Consider the following 15,806-nt stretch of genomic DNA (forward strand, 5'->3'; position numbering starts at 1 on the left):
TTGGGAGAGAAGCCCATGAGCGTGACAGTCAACATACAGGAGTTCATCAACGCGCAGCCATATTCTGCGTTCCAGAAACGCATATTGGCTTTATGCTTCCTGGTCGTTGCTATCGATGGGTTCGATACCGCATTGGTTGGATTTATCGCGCCTGCAATTCAGGCTGAATGGATGGTCAGTCCGGCCGAATTGACGCCTTTAATGATGGCAGGGCTGATCGGGCTTCTGGTCGGCGCATTTGTCTTTGGCCCTTTGTCGGATCGGTTTGGGCGGAAGAAGTTGCTGATAACAACAACGCTGCTGTTTGGAACCATGTCGTTATTCGCGGGATTTTCCGAGAACATCACGCAGCTTACCATTTTAAGGTTCTTGACGGGGCTGGGGCTGGGAGGAGCGTTGCCCAACGCCATTACCTTATGTTCTGAGTATAGTCCGGACAAACGCCGCGCATCTTTGGTGGCATTGATGGTATGTGGATTTTCAGTGGGTATGGCAGTGTCAGGCTTCATCGCAGCCGCCGTTATCCCGGCATTTGGCTGGAAGTCGATATTGTTCATTGGCGGTGCCGCTCCGTTGCTGTTGGTTCCGGCACTTCTACGGTTGTTACCTGAATCCGCGCACTTTATGACAATCAAAGGTGACCGTGCCGCCGAAGTCCGTACTGCGCTTGAAAGCATAGCACCCGGCCAACTCACAGCCGATTCCGACTTCACGGTGACCGCCGCTTTGCCCGGTACGCCTGTCCGCCAAATATTTACCAATGGTCTGGGGCTTGGCACTATTTTGCTTTGGTTCAGCTTCTTTATGAGCCTGCTGATCGTGTATTTGGTCGGCAACTGGCTGCCGCTGATCCTTACTGATGCGGGAGTCAGCAAGTCGGGCGCAGCCTTAATCACGACCGGTTTTCATCTTGGTGGTTCCGTGGGTGCAATCATACTTGGCAAGTTAATGGACCACTTTGACGAGAATAGGGTGCTGGCGATTGCATATGGGCTGGCAAGTATAGTGATATTGGTAATTAGCCAAGCGACCCAGTATTTCGCATTGGTAGTCGCCGGTGTGATCGCTGCCGGCTTCTTCGTAGTCGGCGGCCAAGTCGGTCTCAATGCATTGGCTTCAGGATATTATCCGAACTCTTCACGAGGAACGGGAGTCAGTTGGGCCAACGGTGTCGGGCGAACCGGCTCGATCATAGGGAGCCTGATTGGTGGGTCGTTACTCACACTGGGTTGGGGAGCTGGAAACATATTTCTGCTTCTCGCTTTGCCCGCCTTCATCGCATCGCTTGCTGTGTTGGCTATGGGATATGCCCGCCGTGCACGTAAGTGAAGCACGCCTGTAATTATTACTTCATTCATATTTGAATAGAACGTCGCACCTATAAATTAACTTGATATAAAATGTATTGCATATTAAGGAATGGTGTGTGGCGCAGTTCAAGCGCTTTGTGAGTTACAAAAACAAAGCCTTAGGGAGGATTTATGCAGAATCGTAAGTTAAGCTTGCTGATGGGGATCAGTCTGGCAGCTATATGCCAGCCAGTTATGGCGCAGGACGCCGAAACCGATACCCAACCCGCTGAAGCGGAAGAGTCAATCGTTGTTACTGGCACGCGTATTACCGCCAATGGCGACAATTTGCCAACGCCGGTTACGGTAGCTGCGACCGATGAGTTGCTGAAAACCAGTCCATCAAACATTGCTGATGGTCTAAATAAACTGCCCATCTTCGCTCTATCGCGCGGCACTTCAAACCTGAACAACAATACTGACAATTTTACTGGCAATTATCTAAACTTGCGGGGCTTCGGAATACAGCGCAACCTCATATTGCTAGATGGCAACCGTATGGCACCTACCAGTTATACAGGTGCGGTTGACACAAACGTCATTCCGCAAATGCTTGTGCAGCGCGTTGAAGTTGTGACCGGCGGCGCGTCCGCAGTATATGGTTCGGATGCGGTATCGGGTGTCGTAAACTTTGTTCTCGACAAAAAGTTTGAAGGTCTGAAAGTCGAAGCACAGTCCGGCATTTCCGGCCGCGGCGATGCTCGCTCATGGCGTGCGGCAGCAGCCTTTGGTGCCAATTTTGCCGATGACCGTGGTCACTTTATGGCGAGCATTGAGCATTTCCAGCAGAATGGCTTGGATGACAAAGAATCTCGGAAGAACGGCAAGGCGATTTATGCGATTGCTGGATCAGGTACCACAGCCGATCCGTTTCGCTTAATTACCAATGCGCGTAATGCTGCAATCCCGTTTCAGGGAGCCAACCTCTTTAGCGGCCGCGTATTCGTTGCACCAGGCGTTTTGGGTAACGCCACACCTGGCATTTCGCAAGGTGGCGCTCTCGCCAGCGGTGGTGATGGTTTTTATGGAAAAGGCTCTTCCGCAACCGCTGATCTTAAAACCGATCAAGCCTTTGCGCGGATGGACTATGATGTAACCGAAAACATCAGTGTTTATGTTCAAGGCCTATATGCTCAGGCAAAGACATTTAACAATTTCTATCCCAACCTGATTTTCCCAACCATCGTCGGTGCGGACAATGCATTCTTATCGCCTGCAGCTCAAGCCGAATTAGCTGGCGGGGGCTTCGGGCCAGTTTTCCTGTATTCGCGAGTTTTTGATGATCCGAACCATCTTTTGGGCGTTCGGTCAAATGCCAAAAGCTGGATGGGATCTGCCGGAATCAAGGGATCGACTGCCAATTTTGACTGGACCGTACATTACCAGCACAGTGAGACGAAGTCGGTCAATACGCAGGTAAACAACATACTGGCCGGAAACGTGCTGGCGGCGCTTGATGCTGTCGACAGTGGGCTTTTCGCCGGTGGAGCTGCCAATGGCCAGATAGTTTGCCGCGTTACGCTTACTAACCCCGGCGTTTACCCTGGTTGCGTTCCGCTGAATGGTTTTGGTGCGTCGCCTGCAAGTCAGTCTGCTGCGCTAGACTATGTCACTGGCGACAACTTCAATATTCCAAAATTCACAATGGACGTTGTATCCGCCAGCGTGAGCGGAACGGCATTTGAAAACTGGGCGGGACCAGTGCGTTTCGCAATCAGCGGTGAATATCGGACACTTTCGCTCGACGTGTCGAGCAACACACCTCCCGATTTGCTGGCAAATTGTACGGGCATCCGCTTTGGATGCGTTCAGGGTGTGACGCCTGTCTATCGTGATACCCTTCTCACACCCATCAACGAGAGCGACAATGTTAAAGAGGCTGCGATTGAGGTCGACTTTCCGTTGCTGAAAGACAGCGGCGTAGGCTCCATCAATCTAAGCGGAGCAGCTCGTTATACCGATTACAAAACCAGCGGCAGCGTTACGACTTGGAAGGTTGGCGGGGATTGGAACGTTATGGATGGCCTGCGCTTCCGCGCAACTCGTTCACGCGACATCCGGGCACCAAGCCTGTGGGAGCTTTTCCAACCTCAAACACTTTCGAGTAGCGGCTATTTCGATCTGCTTACCAACAGCGCCGGTCTCAATGGCATTGTCGCGACTTCGCAGGGCGGGAACTCCAATCTTGTGCCGGAAAAAGCCGATACGCTGACTTTCGGCGGGGTATTCCGTCCTAGCGGAGTGCCTGGGTTGAGTATCGCGATTGACTACTACAAGATCAAGCTCGGCAATGCGATCTCGCAGATCGACGGCCGCCTAGCGTCGATACAGACGGCCTGTAACACCAGCAACGGAACAAACAACTTTTGCTCTCTCTACGAACGTCCAACGCCCACAAGTTTTCCATCTTTAGTCAGAATTGCGACCTTGAACGCAGCGTCTATCAAGACTTGGGGCATCGACGGCGAAGTGAACTATAACTTCGGTGTTGGTTCTGACGGCAAAATTTCTCTGCGCGGCTTGGTGGGATATCAGCCACAGCTGACGACCGTTTTAGCGCCTGGCATTGAACCACAGATTGGAGCTGGCACCGCAGCTACCCAGTCGACTGGTGGTGTACCAAAGCTGCGTCTGACAGCGTTTATCGGTTATAGCAATTCGGATTTTGCAGTCGATTTGCAGCAGCGCTGGCGGTCATCGCTGAAATGGGATGCTACACGTTCACTGGTATTTGATATCCCTGACGTACCTTCGGTTATGTACACAGATGCGACGTTCACATTCTTCCCCGGCCAGGACAAGGACAAGCAGATTTTCTTCTCGGTCCAAAACCTGTTCGACAAGAATCCGCCTCCATATTTAACGGCTGGTACCTCCGGCACGCCTGCCTTCTCATTTCCCGCAACCACGGGCGACGACATAATCGGACGTTACTTTACTGTCGGCGCAAAAATGAAGTTCTAAGCTATTGAATTGTGTCGATGTGGCGGGCTTTCTTTTAGAAAGTCCGCCACATTCACTTTTGAAATATGTGGACGACGCATTTGTTGTATTTGAGGAGAGAGACTATGCGCAAAATAACCAACGCAATTGTGGCAGCCCTCCTAATTGCAAGTGGTGGCGTGTTAGCGCAAACGCCTGCTCCAAAAGTGGAAGTTATACCCGCTCCGGCTGAGTCCAATGCGGTTCCCCTTTACGGGGATGCAACCCCTGGCTCAGCGAGCGGCGAGAACTGGTCATATTTTGATGATAAACATTATGTCGTGCGAAACGTTACGCGACCTACCCTGACGGCATTTCTCCCCGACCCGGCAAAAGCGACTGGCGCGGCGGTAGTCGTAGCTCCCGGGGGAGCTTTCATGCTTTTGGCGATCGGCCCTGAAGGATGGGAGGTCGGCAAGCGGCTTGCGGAACGCGGAATCGCGGCATTCGTTCTGAAATACCGCGTTATGCCTACTCCGGCAGATATCGCCGAGGCTACGGCTTATATGAATAAGACCGTCGAGGAATCGCTGACAGATCCGAAAAAGCAACCAAATTTGCGTTACCCGGCTTCAACCGACGACGCTTTAGCAGCGCTTGCCCTTGTTCGTCAAAATTCGGGTAAATACGGTATCGATCCCAAGCGTGTCGGCATGATTGGCTTTTCGGCCGGCGCGATGACGTCCTTGAATTCGGTGATGGCCGCGAAGCCGGGCGCTGGTCCCGACTTTTTCGGTTATATATACGGACCACAGGTGGCGGTACGTGTTCCCAAAAATGCACCGCCCATGTTCGCGGCAATAGCGTTTGATGACCCACTGTTTCCCACCATGGGCTTCCCGATCGTAGAGGCTTGGCAAAAAGCCAAGCGTCCGGTTGAATTACACGCTTACGGTAAGGGGGGGCATGGGTTCAATTTAGGGATCGAGGGAACGACTACCACACTGATGCTAGACCAATACATAGCTTGGATGGATATGCAGGGTTTTCTGAAGCCCAAAACTGAAAAATAGGGCAACTCGGTTCATGAATGATCAACTGATATGTGAATGGGTAGATGCGCTATTGGCGCAAATGACACCTGAAGAAAAAGCGGGGCAATTGTGCCAGCTTTTTTCATTCACGCCGAATGACACTTCAATCACCGATGAAATTGCCGCGGGTCGTGTCGGGGCTATACTTGTCGTGCGCGATCCGGAGGAACTCGACCGGTTGCAGCGTGTGGCGGTCGAGCAATCGCGCCTCGGTATCCCGTTGCTGTTTGGGTTCGATGTAATCCACGGACTGCGAACGATTTTGCCGGTACCTATTGCCATGGCCGCGAGCTGGGACATGGAGATAATAGAGGCGGGGCAGGCGGTGGCTGCTGCTGAGGCTCGCGCAATCGGGCTTCATTGGACGTTTGCTCCGATGGTAGATATTGCTCGAGATCCCCGCTGGGGCCGAATGATAGAGGGTGCTGGAGAAGATCCCTATCTGGGTTCCGCAGTTGCTTCAGCGCAGGTTCGTGGATTTCAAGGGAGCGAAATTGGCGCGGCGGGCCGGGTCATATCGGGACCTAAGCATTTTGCAGGCTATGGCGCAGGGTTAGGCGGACGCGACTATGATGAAGCCGAGATTTCCGACAGCGAGCTGCGGAATATCTACTTGCCGCCGTTCAAAGCCGCAATCGACGCAGGCGCAGGAAATATCATGTGCGCCTATATGACGCTCAATGGAGTCCCCGCCACCGGAAATAACTGGCTGATCACTGATGTGTTGAAGGGCGAATGGGGCTTTTCTGGATTCACGGTCTCCGATGCCAATTCGGCCTATGACTTAGCGACCCATAACTTCGCGAAGGATACCGCCGATGCGGCCGTGCGTGCGTTGAATGCCGGCCTAGACATGGAAATGTCATTGAGTTTCAAAAACGCATGCTATGCGACATTGCCTCAATCGCTTTCGGTTGGCGCAGTTAGCGAAGAAAAACTCAATGATGCGGTTCGTCGCGTTTTGGCGATGAAGGTTCGGATGGGATTGTTTGAAAATCCTTACGCGGACCATTCACAGGTTAACACTGTTCTCGATAATCCAGTGCACCGCGACGTGGCGCGCGAGGCGGCCGAAAAGAGTTTTGTGTTGCTGCGAAATGACATCGGAACACTGCCGCTTGATCGCTCCAAAATCGGCTCGTTAGCGGTCATCGGGCCACTTGCAGATTCGGCGCGCGATACGCTTGGCCCGTGGGTGTTCGATCACGATCTGGCTGAGACAGTTACCGTGCTGCAGGGAATAAAGAGCAAGGTCGGCGAAGAAATAGAGGTTGCATACTCCCCCGGAGTGACGATGATCCCTCGGCTAAATCCCTCTTTCTTTGATGCTTTGCCGGGGCTTGAGCCCGCCGCTCGTGTTGAGGTCGATGATGACGCTGAAATTCGCCGGGCAATTATGCTTGTCAACGAGGCCGATTGCGCAATCCTTGTTTTAGGTGAAGCGCAGAACATGATTGGAGAAGCAGCATCGCGCTCCTCGCTCGATTTGCCAGGCAGGCAGCAAGATCTACTCGAAGCTGTTATTGCTACTGGTAAGCCCGTCATCCTTCTGCTGATGTCCGCACGTCCGCTCGACCTTAAGAGCGCAGCACCCGACGCCATTTTGAAAATCTGGTATCCGGGAACACAGGGCGGTACGGCAGTGGCCAATACGCTTTTCGGTGATGCTATTCCCGGCGGCAAGTTGCCATTCAACTGGGTACGTAGCATCGGACAGGTTCCTTTGCCTTACGCTCGAATGAAAACGCACCAGCCGAAAGAGCGCGAAAACCGATATTGGGATGAGCAGGGTACACCACTCTATCCGTTTGGTTTCGGGCTCAGCTATGTAACGTTCACTTACGATAATCTGCGCGTATCGAGCCCTTCGATAGCGCTTGGCGACACGCTTACCATTTTAGTGGATGTTACAAACACCGGGGCTTGCACTGCGGCCGAAGTGGCGCAGCTCTATATCCATCAACGATATGGTTCGGCCGCACGCCCTATCCGCGAACTGAAAGGCTTTAAGCGGCTGACGCTCTCACCCGGCGAAACGCAAACCGCTGAATTCGTCCTGACAGCACAAGACCTAATCTACTGGTCAGCCACCGTCCGCGACTGGGTGCAGGACGAAACGATTATAGACGTTATGGTCGGTGGCGATTCCGCCGCGACATTAAGCGCATCGTTCGAAGTGCGCGCACCATAAGGCATTTGGGAGAGTGAGTATGATAATGCAATCCGAAGCGGCGGGCACAGCGCCCGATCAACCGGTTTCCACCGGGTTCATGCTCTCATATCTTTTATTGGTGTTTGCCATCTACGCAGCTTTGTTCGCGCCGCTTTTGGCGACCCTTGCGATCAAGCTGGGGCAGATTTCGGCGGATGGCAACAAGGCGGTTGATTTGGGAACGGTCCTTGCACCCGGGGCCTTTGCAGCACTCGTCGCGGCACCCATTTTCGGCGCTTTATCGGACCGCACCAAAAGCCGCTTTGGTCGGCGAAAGCTTTGGATCGTCGTTGGCTGCGCACTCATGGGCGTAGGTCTAGTGGTAATGGCTCTTGGTTCGACGCTATTGGCGCTCGGTGCAGGCTGGTTCTTGGTCCAGATTGGAGCAAATGCAGCTATGGCGGCGAACAACGCATTGCTGCCTGATTTCGTCCCCGAAAGTCAGCGCGGCAAAGTATCGGCGCTGCTGGGCATCGCGCTTAGCCTTGCTTTGCTCACCGGGCCGTATGTGACGCAATTTACGACGCAGGACAATCTGCTGATGTTCCTCGTGCCCTGGGCGCTTTGTCCAATTGCCATCCTTCTGCTATTCCGGACATTCAAGGATTGCCCGGCGGAACCGATGCCGCCCTTTGGTGCAGCTGATATACTGGGAACATTCTGGGTTAATCCGGTGAAGTTCCCCGACTTCGGTTGGGCTTTTCTTAGTCGTTTTCTTGTTTTTATGGGCGTCGCCTACTTCCTGACCTATCAATTCATTTTCCTCAGCGATCAGCTCAAGCTTGATGAAGCCACCGCACTCGAAACATTAGCGCTGTCACAATTGATCACAACGGTTGTCACAATCAGCTGCACGTTGTTGAGCGGCTGGCTATCCGACAAAATAGGCCGCCGTAAGCCAGTGGTGCTGGCCGCTGGCCTGTTTGTGGCCGCAGGCTTGATCGTTATCGCTACAGCTAGCACAATACCGATGTTCCTGGTCGGAGCCGCCATTTATGGCGTCGGTCAAGGTGTGTATTTTGCGGTCGATATGGCATTGGTAGCCGCTGTGTTACCGAACCCAGAAGACACCGGGAAAGACCTCGGCGTTTTCAACATCGCCAGCGTCTTCCCGCAAACCATAGCGCCGGTAATTGCCCCTGTATTTCTCAGCATTGGTGCTGTCGCTGGTGGCAATTTGCCGGCAGTATTTCTTGCAGGCGCCGTATTTGCAGTAGTCGGGGCGTTTGTAGTGCTACCAATTAAAAAGACGCGTTAAATCATTCTGGCGCGTTGATATCCACATATCGCGTTTCAGGGCTGGCCAACAGTGCTGCAAACGAGATTACAATGAGCGCCATGCAAATGGCCGTTAGCCAGTACGTACCTCCTCTAGATTCGTGCATAACCCAGGTCGCGACAAATGGTGTCGGTCCTGCAAAAATGAGATTGGCGCCGGTATAGGCCAATGCTGATCCGGAATATCGCGAGGATGTCGGGAACTGTTCCGCAAAAAAGGCAGGCAGTATCCCGCTCTGCGCCTGAATTGCGCCTACAACAAGACTCATGGCGGCGAAGACGAAAAGAGCATTGCCAGTGTTCATTATGGAAAAATAGAACGGCATAACGGCCAACACGACCAGCGCAGCAGTAATTAGAGCGGGCTTTCTTCCGAATTGGTCGCTGGCATATCCGCCTGCCAGCGTAAGACAGACGGCAACTGCATTGGCTGCCATCAGGCACAGAAATATCGTTTGCTTGGGCAAGTCATTTTGTGACCCCAGATAACTGATCGAAAAAACTGTGACCACATAATAGCATGTGCAGGGAGCCGCCCAGAACAGGATCAAACGGATTATCGTAGGCCAGTTTTTGCGATCAGACTTTTCTTGCTCGTTCGATCTAATTTGTGACTGTCGCTCTTTCAATGCCTTAAATGCGGGTGTTTCGGTAACGCGGGTACGAATGTAGGCACCCAGAACGATTAGAAAGATGCTAAGCAAAAAAGGTATACGCCACCCGAAACTCTCAAATTGCAGTTCGCTCATAGTAGCCGCGATCGCAAAGAGCAGGCCGTTTGCCAAAACCTGACTGGCGGGTGCAGCCAGATTAATGAAGGACCCAAAAAGCCCTCGCTTATCGGCCGGGGCATGTTCCATTGTGAATAGCTGCGCTCCTGTCGCTTCACCTCCCAGCGCAAACCCTTGCATGAACCGCAAAGCGACAATCAGGATCGGTGCCCAGATGCCGATTACGGCATAGGGCGGCATCAGGCCGATCAGCAGCGATGAAAAGCCCATCAGCAGGAAGGTGATCATCAAGACCTGTTTGCGACCGATACGATCGCCCAGCAATCCAAACAGGACACCACCCGCTGGCCGCGCAAAAAAACCTACGCCGAAAGTGGCAAAAGATGCGAGCAGGGCGGAATTGGGGTCGAGTGTGGGGAAAAAGAGCTTTGGAAACACTGTGGCTGACACCACTCCATATGCCGTGAAATCTAGCCATTCGAGAACTGAGCCCATAGCACTGCTGAAGGCTGCCTTGCGTGGCATACCTTGATGGGTGGTATCGACCATTCTGCTATGCGTATCCATTTGATCTCTCCCCCGCCGTGCGAGTAGGTTAAAAAAGGGGCCGCACCTTTCGGTGCGGCCCAGCCCCCTAATCTAATCAGTACGACCCGATTAGAACTTAAATCCAAGCCGCGCATACCATTCGGTCGGTCTATTGTACGATCCGATGATTGCGCCGAATGCGGGGATTGATGTTCCCGATGCCAGATATCGTTTGCCTGTCAGGTTCGTACCGCCAACGGTAATCGTGTATTTCTCATCCGGAGCGCGATAAGCGATGCTGGCGTTTACTATCGACACCGACGGACGGTTGAGTACGTAAGTGCGCTCCACATTGTTCGTCTGTTTCGAAATGAATGTGTAATCACCAAGCACCGTAATCGAACTGCCATTGCCGAGTTCAAATTCATACCGTGGGCTGAAATTGACCTTCCACTTTGGCGTCTTGGGCAGGGTGCTGCCGACTACGGCACCTGCTTGCAGACCGGCGACAAACCCGCTGGTCACAGCCACTGCAGGGTCAAGCGCGGTATATTTTGCATCGGTATAGCCTACAGCCATATTCAGCGTTAGGCCTCGCGCTGGCTGCGCCGTGATTTCCAATTCGGCGCCTTTGATATCGGCATCGCCGACATTGTCGATCGTTGGTGATCCACCGACCTGATAGTTCAGCTGGATTGCGCTGTAATCGGTTTTAAACACCGCCGCATTTATCTGCAAACGACGGTCGAGCAGAGTGGATTTTAGTCCCAGCTCATAGGTGGTCGCCTTTTCGGGATCGAAACTGCTGACAAAGGTCTGCGGCGTCGAATAACGCGTGGTCCATCCGCCAGTCTTGTATCCTTTTGACCATGAGCCGTAGATCATTACATCATCTGATGGATGGAGCTGTACGCCCACCTTCGGTGAGAAATTGTTGAAGCTCTGTTTGTTGATGCCACCTGGGTAGATGCGCAGCGGGTTGCTGGGATCGGGGTAGTTATTCGCAACTCTACATGTGCGACCGTCAGGCAATAACGCGTCGGGGAAAATGTTGCCAGCCAAGTCCGAGCAAGGCGCGCCAGCTAGTTTATAGAACAAGCCGCTGAGCTCCTGCTGCCCGCCCTCAAAGTCTTTGCTTTCTTTAGTATAACGAGCCCCGAGAGTGATCCCGATCAAGTCATTGACGCGATAATCAAGCTGACCAAAAGCCGCATAAGCATTGGTGCTCAGCCAGTTCGGGCCATCAATGACATAAATACCTTCGCCCGAGATCACATAGTCGGCAAGAAAACCAGACTCTGTGAAATAGTAAGCACCCAGAACATAGTTGAGTTTATCATCTAATGCGGTCCCGACCAGCTGTAGCTCCTGGCTGAATTGCTTTTGTCGTTGGTCGAAACTGTAGGTCGACATGTTGACGGGTGAGCCGTCGCCATCAAGCCCACTCTGCCAGTCGCTCTTACGGTAACCTGTAATCGATTTGAGCATTACATCATCGCTCAGGTCGACTTCACCGGTCAGCGTAAAGCCCCAATTCTTCAGACGCGAGAAGTTGTTGCCGGTGGCATAGCTGGTGTCCCGATCATTGGTGATGAAGCGATTATCCCAAGGCAACAAGTCGTTGTTTGGATTAGCATCTGCATTCACGCCAGCCAGTGTATATAGACGGTTCACGGGGAACGTCTGATTACGATAGCGGGATGGCAATTGCGTGCCCGAAGAGTTGCACATGTTGATCAGACCGGCAGTTGTCAAATCTGCGACCGACGTACCAATGCACAAATTGTATAGGTTCGCAAAAAGTCCACCCGCAGTTCCGTTTGTGGTCTGTAACAGCTTCGTCGGCGCAGTTCCTTTTGTGAGTGCATAATCGCCGGACAGGGTCAGCCTTAGCGAGTCTCCATCATATTTCAATTTGCCGCGAATTGTGCGGTTGTCTTCATCACCTTCGCGTGAAGGCGAGTTATAGCCTGCTGCAGGATAGACAGTGTAAGGAGGTGAATTGGCAGCGAGTGAGCCGGGGAAGGGAATACGCTTGGCATAGCCATCGCGCGACTTCACGTCGACTGTGATTGATGAATAAAGATTCTCCGCCAAAGGTAAATCAACCGAGGCCCGAGCTTGAAGCAGGTTGAACCGGCCTACGGTCAAATCACCGCGAACGCCAAATTCCTTTGCCGGATCTCGTGTCACAATCGATACGGCACCGCCAATAGTGTTCCGGCCGAACAATGTTCCTTGCGGGCCTTTCAAAATTTCAATGCGCTCAACATCGAGCAGGTCTTGATTTGCACCAACCGAACGCGCCAGATAAATTCCGTCCACATAAACGCCGACGGCAGGGTCAATGTTGAGTGCGAAGTCGCTTGCGCCGATACCACGGATCGATGCGGCGAGCACCGCCGTCGAAGCTGTAAAAGACACGCCTGAATCAAGGTTTACGTTCGGTGAAAGCGATGCCAGCGCGCTTACATTGCCGACGGCGCGTTCGGTAAGATCGTCGCCTCCAAAGGCAGAAATAGCAATGGGAACATCTTGGACATTTTCGGAGCGCTTCTGCGCAGTAACGACGATTTCTTGGATGCCCTGACTTTCATCAGACGTTTCGGCTTCTTGTGCGAAAGCAGTTGTGCTCACGCTTAAAGCGAACGCAGAAAGGCATCCCCAGGCAACGCCTGAGAGCAGTTGGTTCTTCATTTTTCTTCCCCTAAAGTGCTTTTCCGTTAAACCGGATAAATCAATGAATTTGGTATGATATCATTATCATACACGCAGAATTTCTTTCTGAATCTGAGTCCTCCCTCCGTTGAAACGATTTCATCCAAATATTGACCGATATTGTAGATATCAGCATCCATGTCCCGCTTAGTCCTGAAGACAGCGTAGTTTGCCGTGGCGTGGACAACCGCTTCTTCAGACACGAAGAGCAGGGGCGTGCTTATAATGTGACGTTGATAGTAGGGCGCATGAAAGATTGTGCTGCTGATCCCGTAAACACGATCACGCATCATGGGTTTACCCTTCAGCGAAACGACGCTTAGTGGGAGGTCCCTGTCATAGTTTTCGCGCGCAACGATCCGATACCAAGCATCGTCGGTGAAGAGTTCCGGCCATTCCTCAAAACGACCATCATCTATACACGCAGCATAGGTTGCGTAGAGATCGGCAACGGCAAAGCGGAGTTCGGCATCGAGCTTCATGCCTCCATCACCTTTCGCCAATAGCGATACATGCCGCGGATAAGTGTTTCAGTTACCATATGGTCGGTCTCGCCAACATCGCGACCACCCAGTTCGCACATTGTCGAAAAATCCCTGTCTTGCTCAAAACCTTCTTGGCTGAACTCTATGACTTCGCCGTCATCAGCCGAGACGAAGCCTGCAGGTCCGAAAAGATTAGCCTGCCGCAGGCGTCTTTCGGTCATTTCCTCATCGTCATCTTCGAAGCCGAAATGAGTCCAGACAAAGTCAAATTTGTCCGGACCCAATGGAATGATTTGGCGAGTTGAAACGGAATTGACCTGCTGCTGGAAGATAACATTGGGGAAAATTGTGGTCATGCATACCGTATCTTCGCCCCACCAATCTTCATGCACTATATCAAGCAGCAACGGCTCTCCCAGCTGCATATTGGCGCGGAAGCTGGTAACACCCTCTTCTATGTTGCCGCTGACGCTGGCGCTGCGCCGCGAAATCATAGCGGCATGGCGGGAATGCTTGTCGAGTTTCAGCCGAGACTCATTGTCAGCGCGCCACAGGCCGAAAGTTACAAACCATGTGTGCAAGAGGCCGGGATGATAGGGGTCCTTGATGTTCTCCATCATAAGCTTCCAGTTGCCTGGGATGCGTTGTCGCGAATACCCAAGCAGCGTCAGCTTGCGGCCGTCGAAAGTGCGATCAAAAGCTGAAAGTATGTCGGAACCGATGTATTCTTCTAGCGGCTCAACTTCATGGTCGAAGCAGGCAAACACAACACCGTTGCGGACAGTACATTTTAGTACGTTAAGGCCGTGATCTTCCAGTTGGAAATCCTCTGGCATTCCACCTTTGCCCTTGACCCCATTTTTGAAAGGTACACCGAGCAGCTTGCCGTCGTAATTATAGTTCCATTGATGATAAGGGCAGACGAATGTTTTAACTTTGCCGGTGCGTTCTTGGCAAAAACGCATGGCGCGGTGTGCGCAGCGGTTTTCCAGCACATTGATTTCGCCCTTGCGGTTGCGGACCATAATAACGGAACGTTCGCCAATGGCGGTGCGCTTAAAACAGCCCGCTTCCGGTACTTCGATTTCGAGGCCGACATAGCTCCAATGCGGTCCGTAGAATATCCTCTCCAACTCGCGCTGGTAAATTGCGGGGTCTGTGTAGACGGCAGACGGTATCCGACTAGACCCGTCGTCCAGCCAGTCCGGTTGCGTCATATTGTCGAGCGACATTTGGCCCTGAACTTCCATTTTTTGTCTCCGCTCGCTTTAAACTCAAGCGGTTCCGATGCGCAGGACGGGTTTGATGGTCTTGCCGTTTTCGCTGTCTTCAATCGCCTGATTGATGTCTGCGAAATCATAATGCTTGATCAGCCGGTCGAACGGGAAGCGCCCCTGCCGGTAGAACTCAATGAGTGTGGGGATGAAGGTACTGGAAACAGCATCACCCTGAACGATGCCCTTGATCATTTTTCCGGGGATCATAACGCCCATCACATCGACAGCGACTTCGGTGCCGAGCGCTGGCGCGCCTACAATACCGCAAGTACCGAAAATGCCGAGGCAGTCGATTGCCTGACGAAGGACAGCAGGTACACCTGTCGCTTCAAGCGCGAAATCTGCGCCTTTGCCAGTAATTTCAACTATTTTGGCTACTACATCAGTTTCTTTCCCATTGATCGTGTGCGTTGCGCCCAATTCCGCAGCCATTTTCAATCGTTCAGGGTTGATGTCCACTGCAATAACTTTGGTCGCACCCGCAATCTTCGCCGCCATGACCGCGGCGAGACCGACTGCGCCAAGGCCGAAAGCTACGAACGATGATCCGGGCGTAACCTTCAACGCCTGCAATACCGCACCTGCTCCCGTTTGCAGGCCACAACCCAATGGGGCCAGCAATTCCAGTGGTAGATCCTTGTCCACCTTTACAACGTTGCGTTTGTTAGCGAGTGCGTATTCGGCGAACGAGGATTGAGCGAAGAAATGATCGTGAATCGACGTGCCGGTCGAATCGGTGATGCCGGTCGAGCCGTCAGCGCGGCTGCCGCCAAAGCATTGGGGCAATACGTTTTCACAATGTGCGGGGTGGCCCGAGTGACACAAATCACATGACCCGCAATAGGCATAGCTCATGACCACATGATCGCCCGGGACGACGTTTGTAACGGATCGACCAACGGCTTCAACCACACCCGCACCTTCATGGCCCAGAACTGCGGGAAGCGGCATTGGGAGAAGTTGGTCGCGGACCGAGATATCGGTGTGACATATGCCGGTCGCCACGATCCGGACCAGCACTTCATCGTCGGCAGGTTGACCGATGGTAACGTTTTCGATCGTCATAGCCCCACCCGTTTTCCGGACAATGGCAGCCTTGATCATACGACTCTCGTGAATTCCCATTTTGTCTCTCCTTTGCTGCTCACGTCTCACAGAATTTTATTTGGCGCAACATATTTCATATTATACAATTGAGAAAATTGCGCTAGA

General features: G+C 52.7%; 10 protein-coding genes. 5 read left to right on the forward strand and 5 right to left on the reverse strand.

What is annotated here, in order from left to right; translation table 11 throughout:
* The first annotated feature begins 15 nt into the window (after window positions 1–15).
* From EUU25_RS00805 to EUU25_RS00825, 5 genes are all read left to right on the forward strand, one after another.
* Entirely contained in the window at window positions 16–1,329 is a 1,314-nt protein-coding gene (locus tag EUU25_RS00805; protein WP_158897584.1) for an MFS transporter, read from the forward strand.
* Window positions 1,330–1,481: 152 nt separating this feature from the next.
* The gene (locus EUU25_RS00810) at window positions 1,482–4,313 is read left to right on the forward strand and encodes a TonB-dependent receptor plug domain-containing protein (protein ID WP_158897585.1); all 2,832 of its coding nucleotides are present in this window, start codon (window positions 1,482–1,484) and stop codon (window positions 4,311–4,313) included.
* Between the two features lie 104 nt (window positions 4,314–4,417).
* Window positions 4,418–5,344, forward strand: coding sequence for an alpha/beta hydrolase (locus EUU25_RS00815; protein ID WP_246162824.1), 927 nt, complete (start codon window positions 4,418–4,420; stop codon window positions 5,342–5,344).
* 13 nt (window positions 5,345–5,357) lie between these two features.
* Complete coding sequence (gene bglX / locus EUU25_RS00820) at window positions 5,358–7,556, forward strand: beta-glucosidase BglX (protein WP_158897586.1); 2,199 nt, start codon at window positions 5,358–5,360, stop codon at window positions 7,554–7,556.
* Window positions 7,557–7,575: 19 nt separating this feature from the next.
* Window positions 7,576–8,835, forward strand: a complete 1,260-nt coding sequence (locus EUU25_RS00825; RefSeq protein ID WP_158897587.1) for an MFS transporter — start codon at window positions 7,576–7,578, stop codon at window positions 8,833–8,835.
* A 1-nt stretch (window position 8,836) separates the two neighbouring features.
* Here the strand turns inward: EUU25_RS00825 and EUU25_RS00830 are convergent, their stop codons facing one another.
* From EUU25_RS00830 to EUU25_RS00850, 5 genes are all read right to left on the reverse strand, one after another.
* Window positions 8,837–10,153 carry an MFS transporter gene (locus EUU25_RS00830; protein ID WP_158897588.1) on the reverse strand — a complete coding sequence of 439 codons (1,317 nt, stop codon included), beginning with the start codon at window positions 10,151–10,153 and terminating at the stop codon, window positions 8,837–8,839.
* 90 nt (window positions 10,154–10,243) lie between these two features.
* Entirely contained in the window at window positions 10,244–12,811 is a 2,568-nt protein-coding gene (locus EUU25_RS00835; RefSeq protein ID WP_158897589.1) for a TonB-dependent receptor, read from the reverse strand.
* Window positions 12,812–12,837: 26 nt separating this feature from the next.
* Window positions 12,838–13,314, reverse strand: coding sequence for an aromatic-ring-hydroxylating dioxygenase subunit beta (locus tag EUU25_RS00840; protein WP_158897590.1), 477 nt, complete (start codon window positions 13,312–13,314; stop codon window positions 12,838–12,840).
* Window positions 13,311–14,567: an aromatic ring-hydroxylating dioxygenase subunit alpha gene (locus tag EUU25_RS00845; RefSeq protein WP_222848817.1), complete on the reverse strand. Its 1,257-nt coding sequence runs from the start codon at window positions 14,565–14,567 to the stop codon at window positions 13,311–13,313. The genes EUU25_RS00840 and EUU25_RS00845 overlap by 4 nt, the downstream gene beginning before the upstream one ends.
* A 24-nt stretch (window positions 14,568–14,591) precedes the next feature.
* Complete coding sequence (locus EUU25_RS00850; RefSeq protein WP_158897591.1) at window positions 14,592–15,719, reverse strand: NAD(P)-dependent alcohol dehydrogenase; 1,128 nt, start codon at window positions 15,717–15,719, stop codon at window positions 14,592–14,594.
* Window positions 15,720–15,806: the final 87 nt, after the last annotated feature.

This window comes from Sphingorhabdus lacus, assembly GCF_009768975.1.
GTDB lineage: Bacteria > Pseudomonadota > Alphaproteobacteria > Sphingomonadales > Sphingomonadaceae > Sphingorhabdus_B > Sphingorhabdus_B lacus.

Coding starts and splice junctions, on each gene's coding strand:
- EUU25_RS00805 (WP_158897584.1), top strand. CDS start 16: ATGAGCGTGACAGTCAACATACAGGAGTTCATCAACGCGCAGCCATAT.
- EUU25_RS00810 (WP_158897585.1), top strand. CDS start 1,482: ATGCAGAATCGTAAGTTAAGCTTGCTGATGGGGATCAGTCTGGCAGCT.
- EUU25_RS00815 (WP_246162824.1), top strand. CDS start 4,418: ATGCGCAAAATAACCAACGCAATTGTGGCAGCCCTCCTAATTGCAAGT.
- bglX (WP_158897586.1), top strand. CDS start 5,358: ATGAATGATCAACTGATATGTGAATGGGTAGATGCGCTATTGGCGCAA.
- EUU25_RS00825 (WP_158897587.1), top strand. CDS start 7,576: ATGATAATGCAATCCGAAGCGGCGGGCACAGCGCCCGATCAACCGGTT.
- EUU25_RS00830 (WP_158897588.1), bottom strand. CDS start 10,153: ATGGATACGCATAGCAGAATGGTCGATACCACCCATCAAGGTATGCCA.
- EUU25_RS00835 (WP_158897589.1), bottom strand. CDS start 12,811: ATGAAGAACCAACTGCTCTCAGGCGTTGCCTGGGGATGCCTTTCTGCG.
- EUU25_RS00840 (WP_158897590.1), bottom strand. CDS start 13,314: ATGAAGCTCGATGCCGAACTCCGCTTTGCCGTTGCCGATCTCTACGCA.
- EUU25_RS00845 (WP_222848817.1), bottom strand. CDS start 14,567: ATGGAAGTTCAGGGCCAAATGTCGCTCGACAATATGACGCAACCGGAC.
- EUU25_RS00850 (WP_158897591.1), bottom strand. CDS start 15,719: ATGGGAATTCACGAGAGTCGTATGATCAAGGCTGCCATTGTCCGGAAA.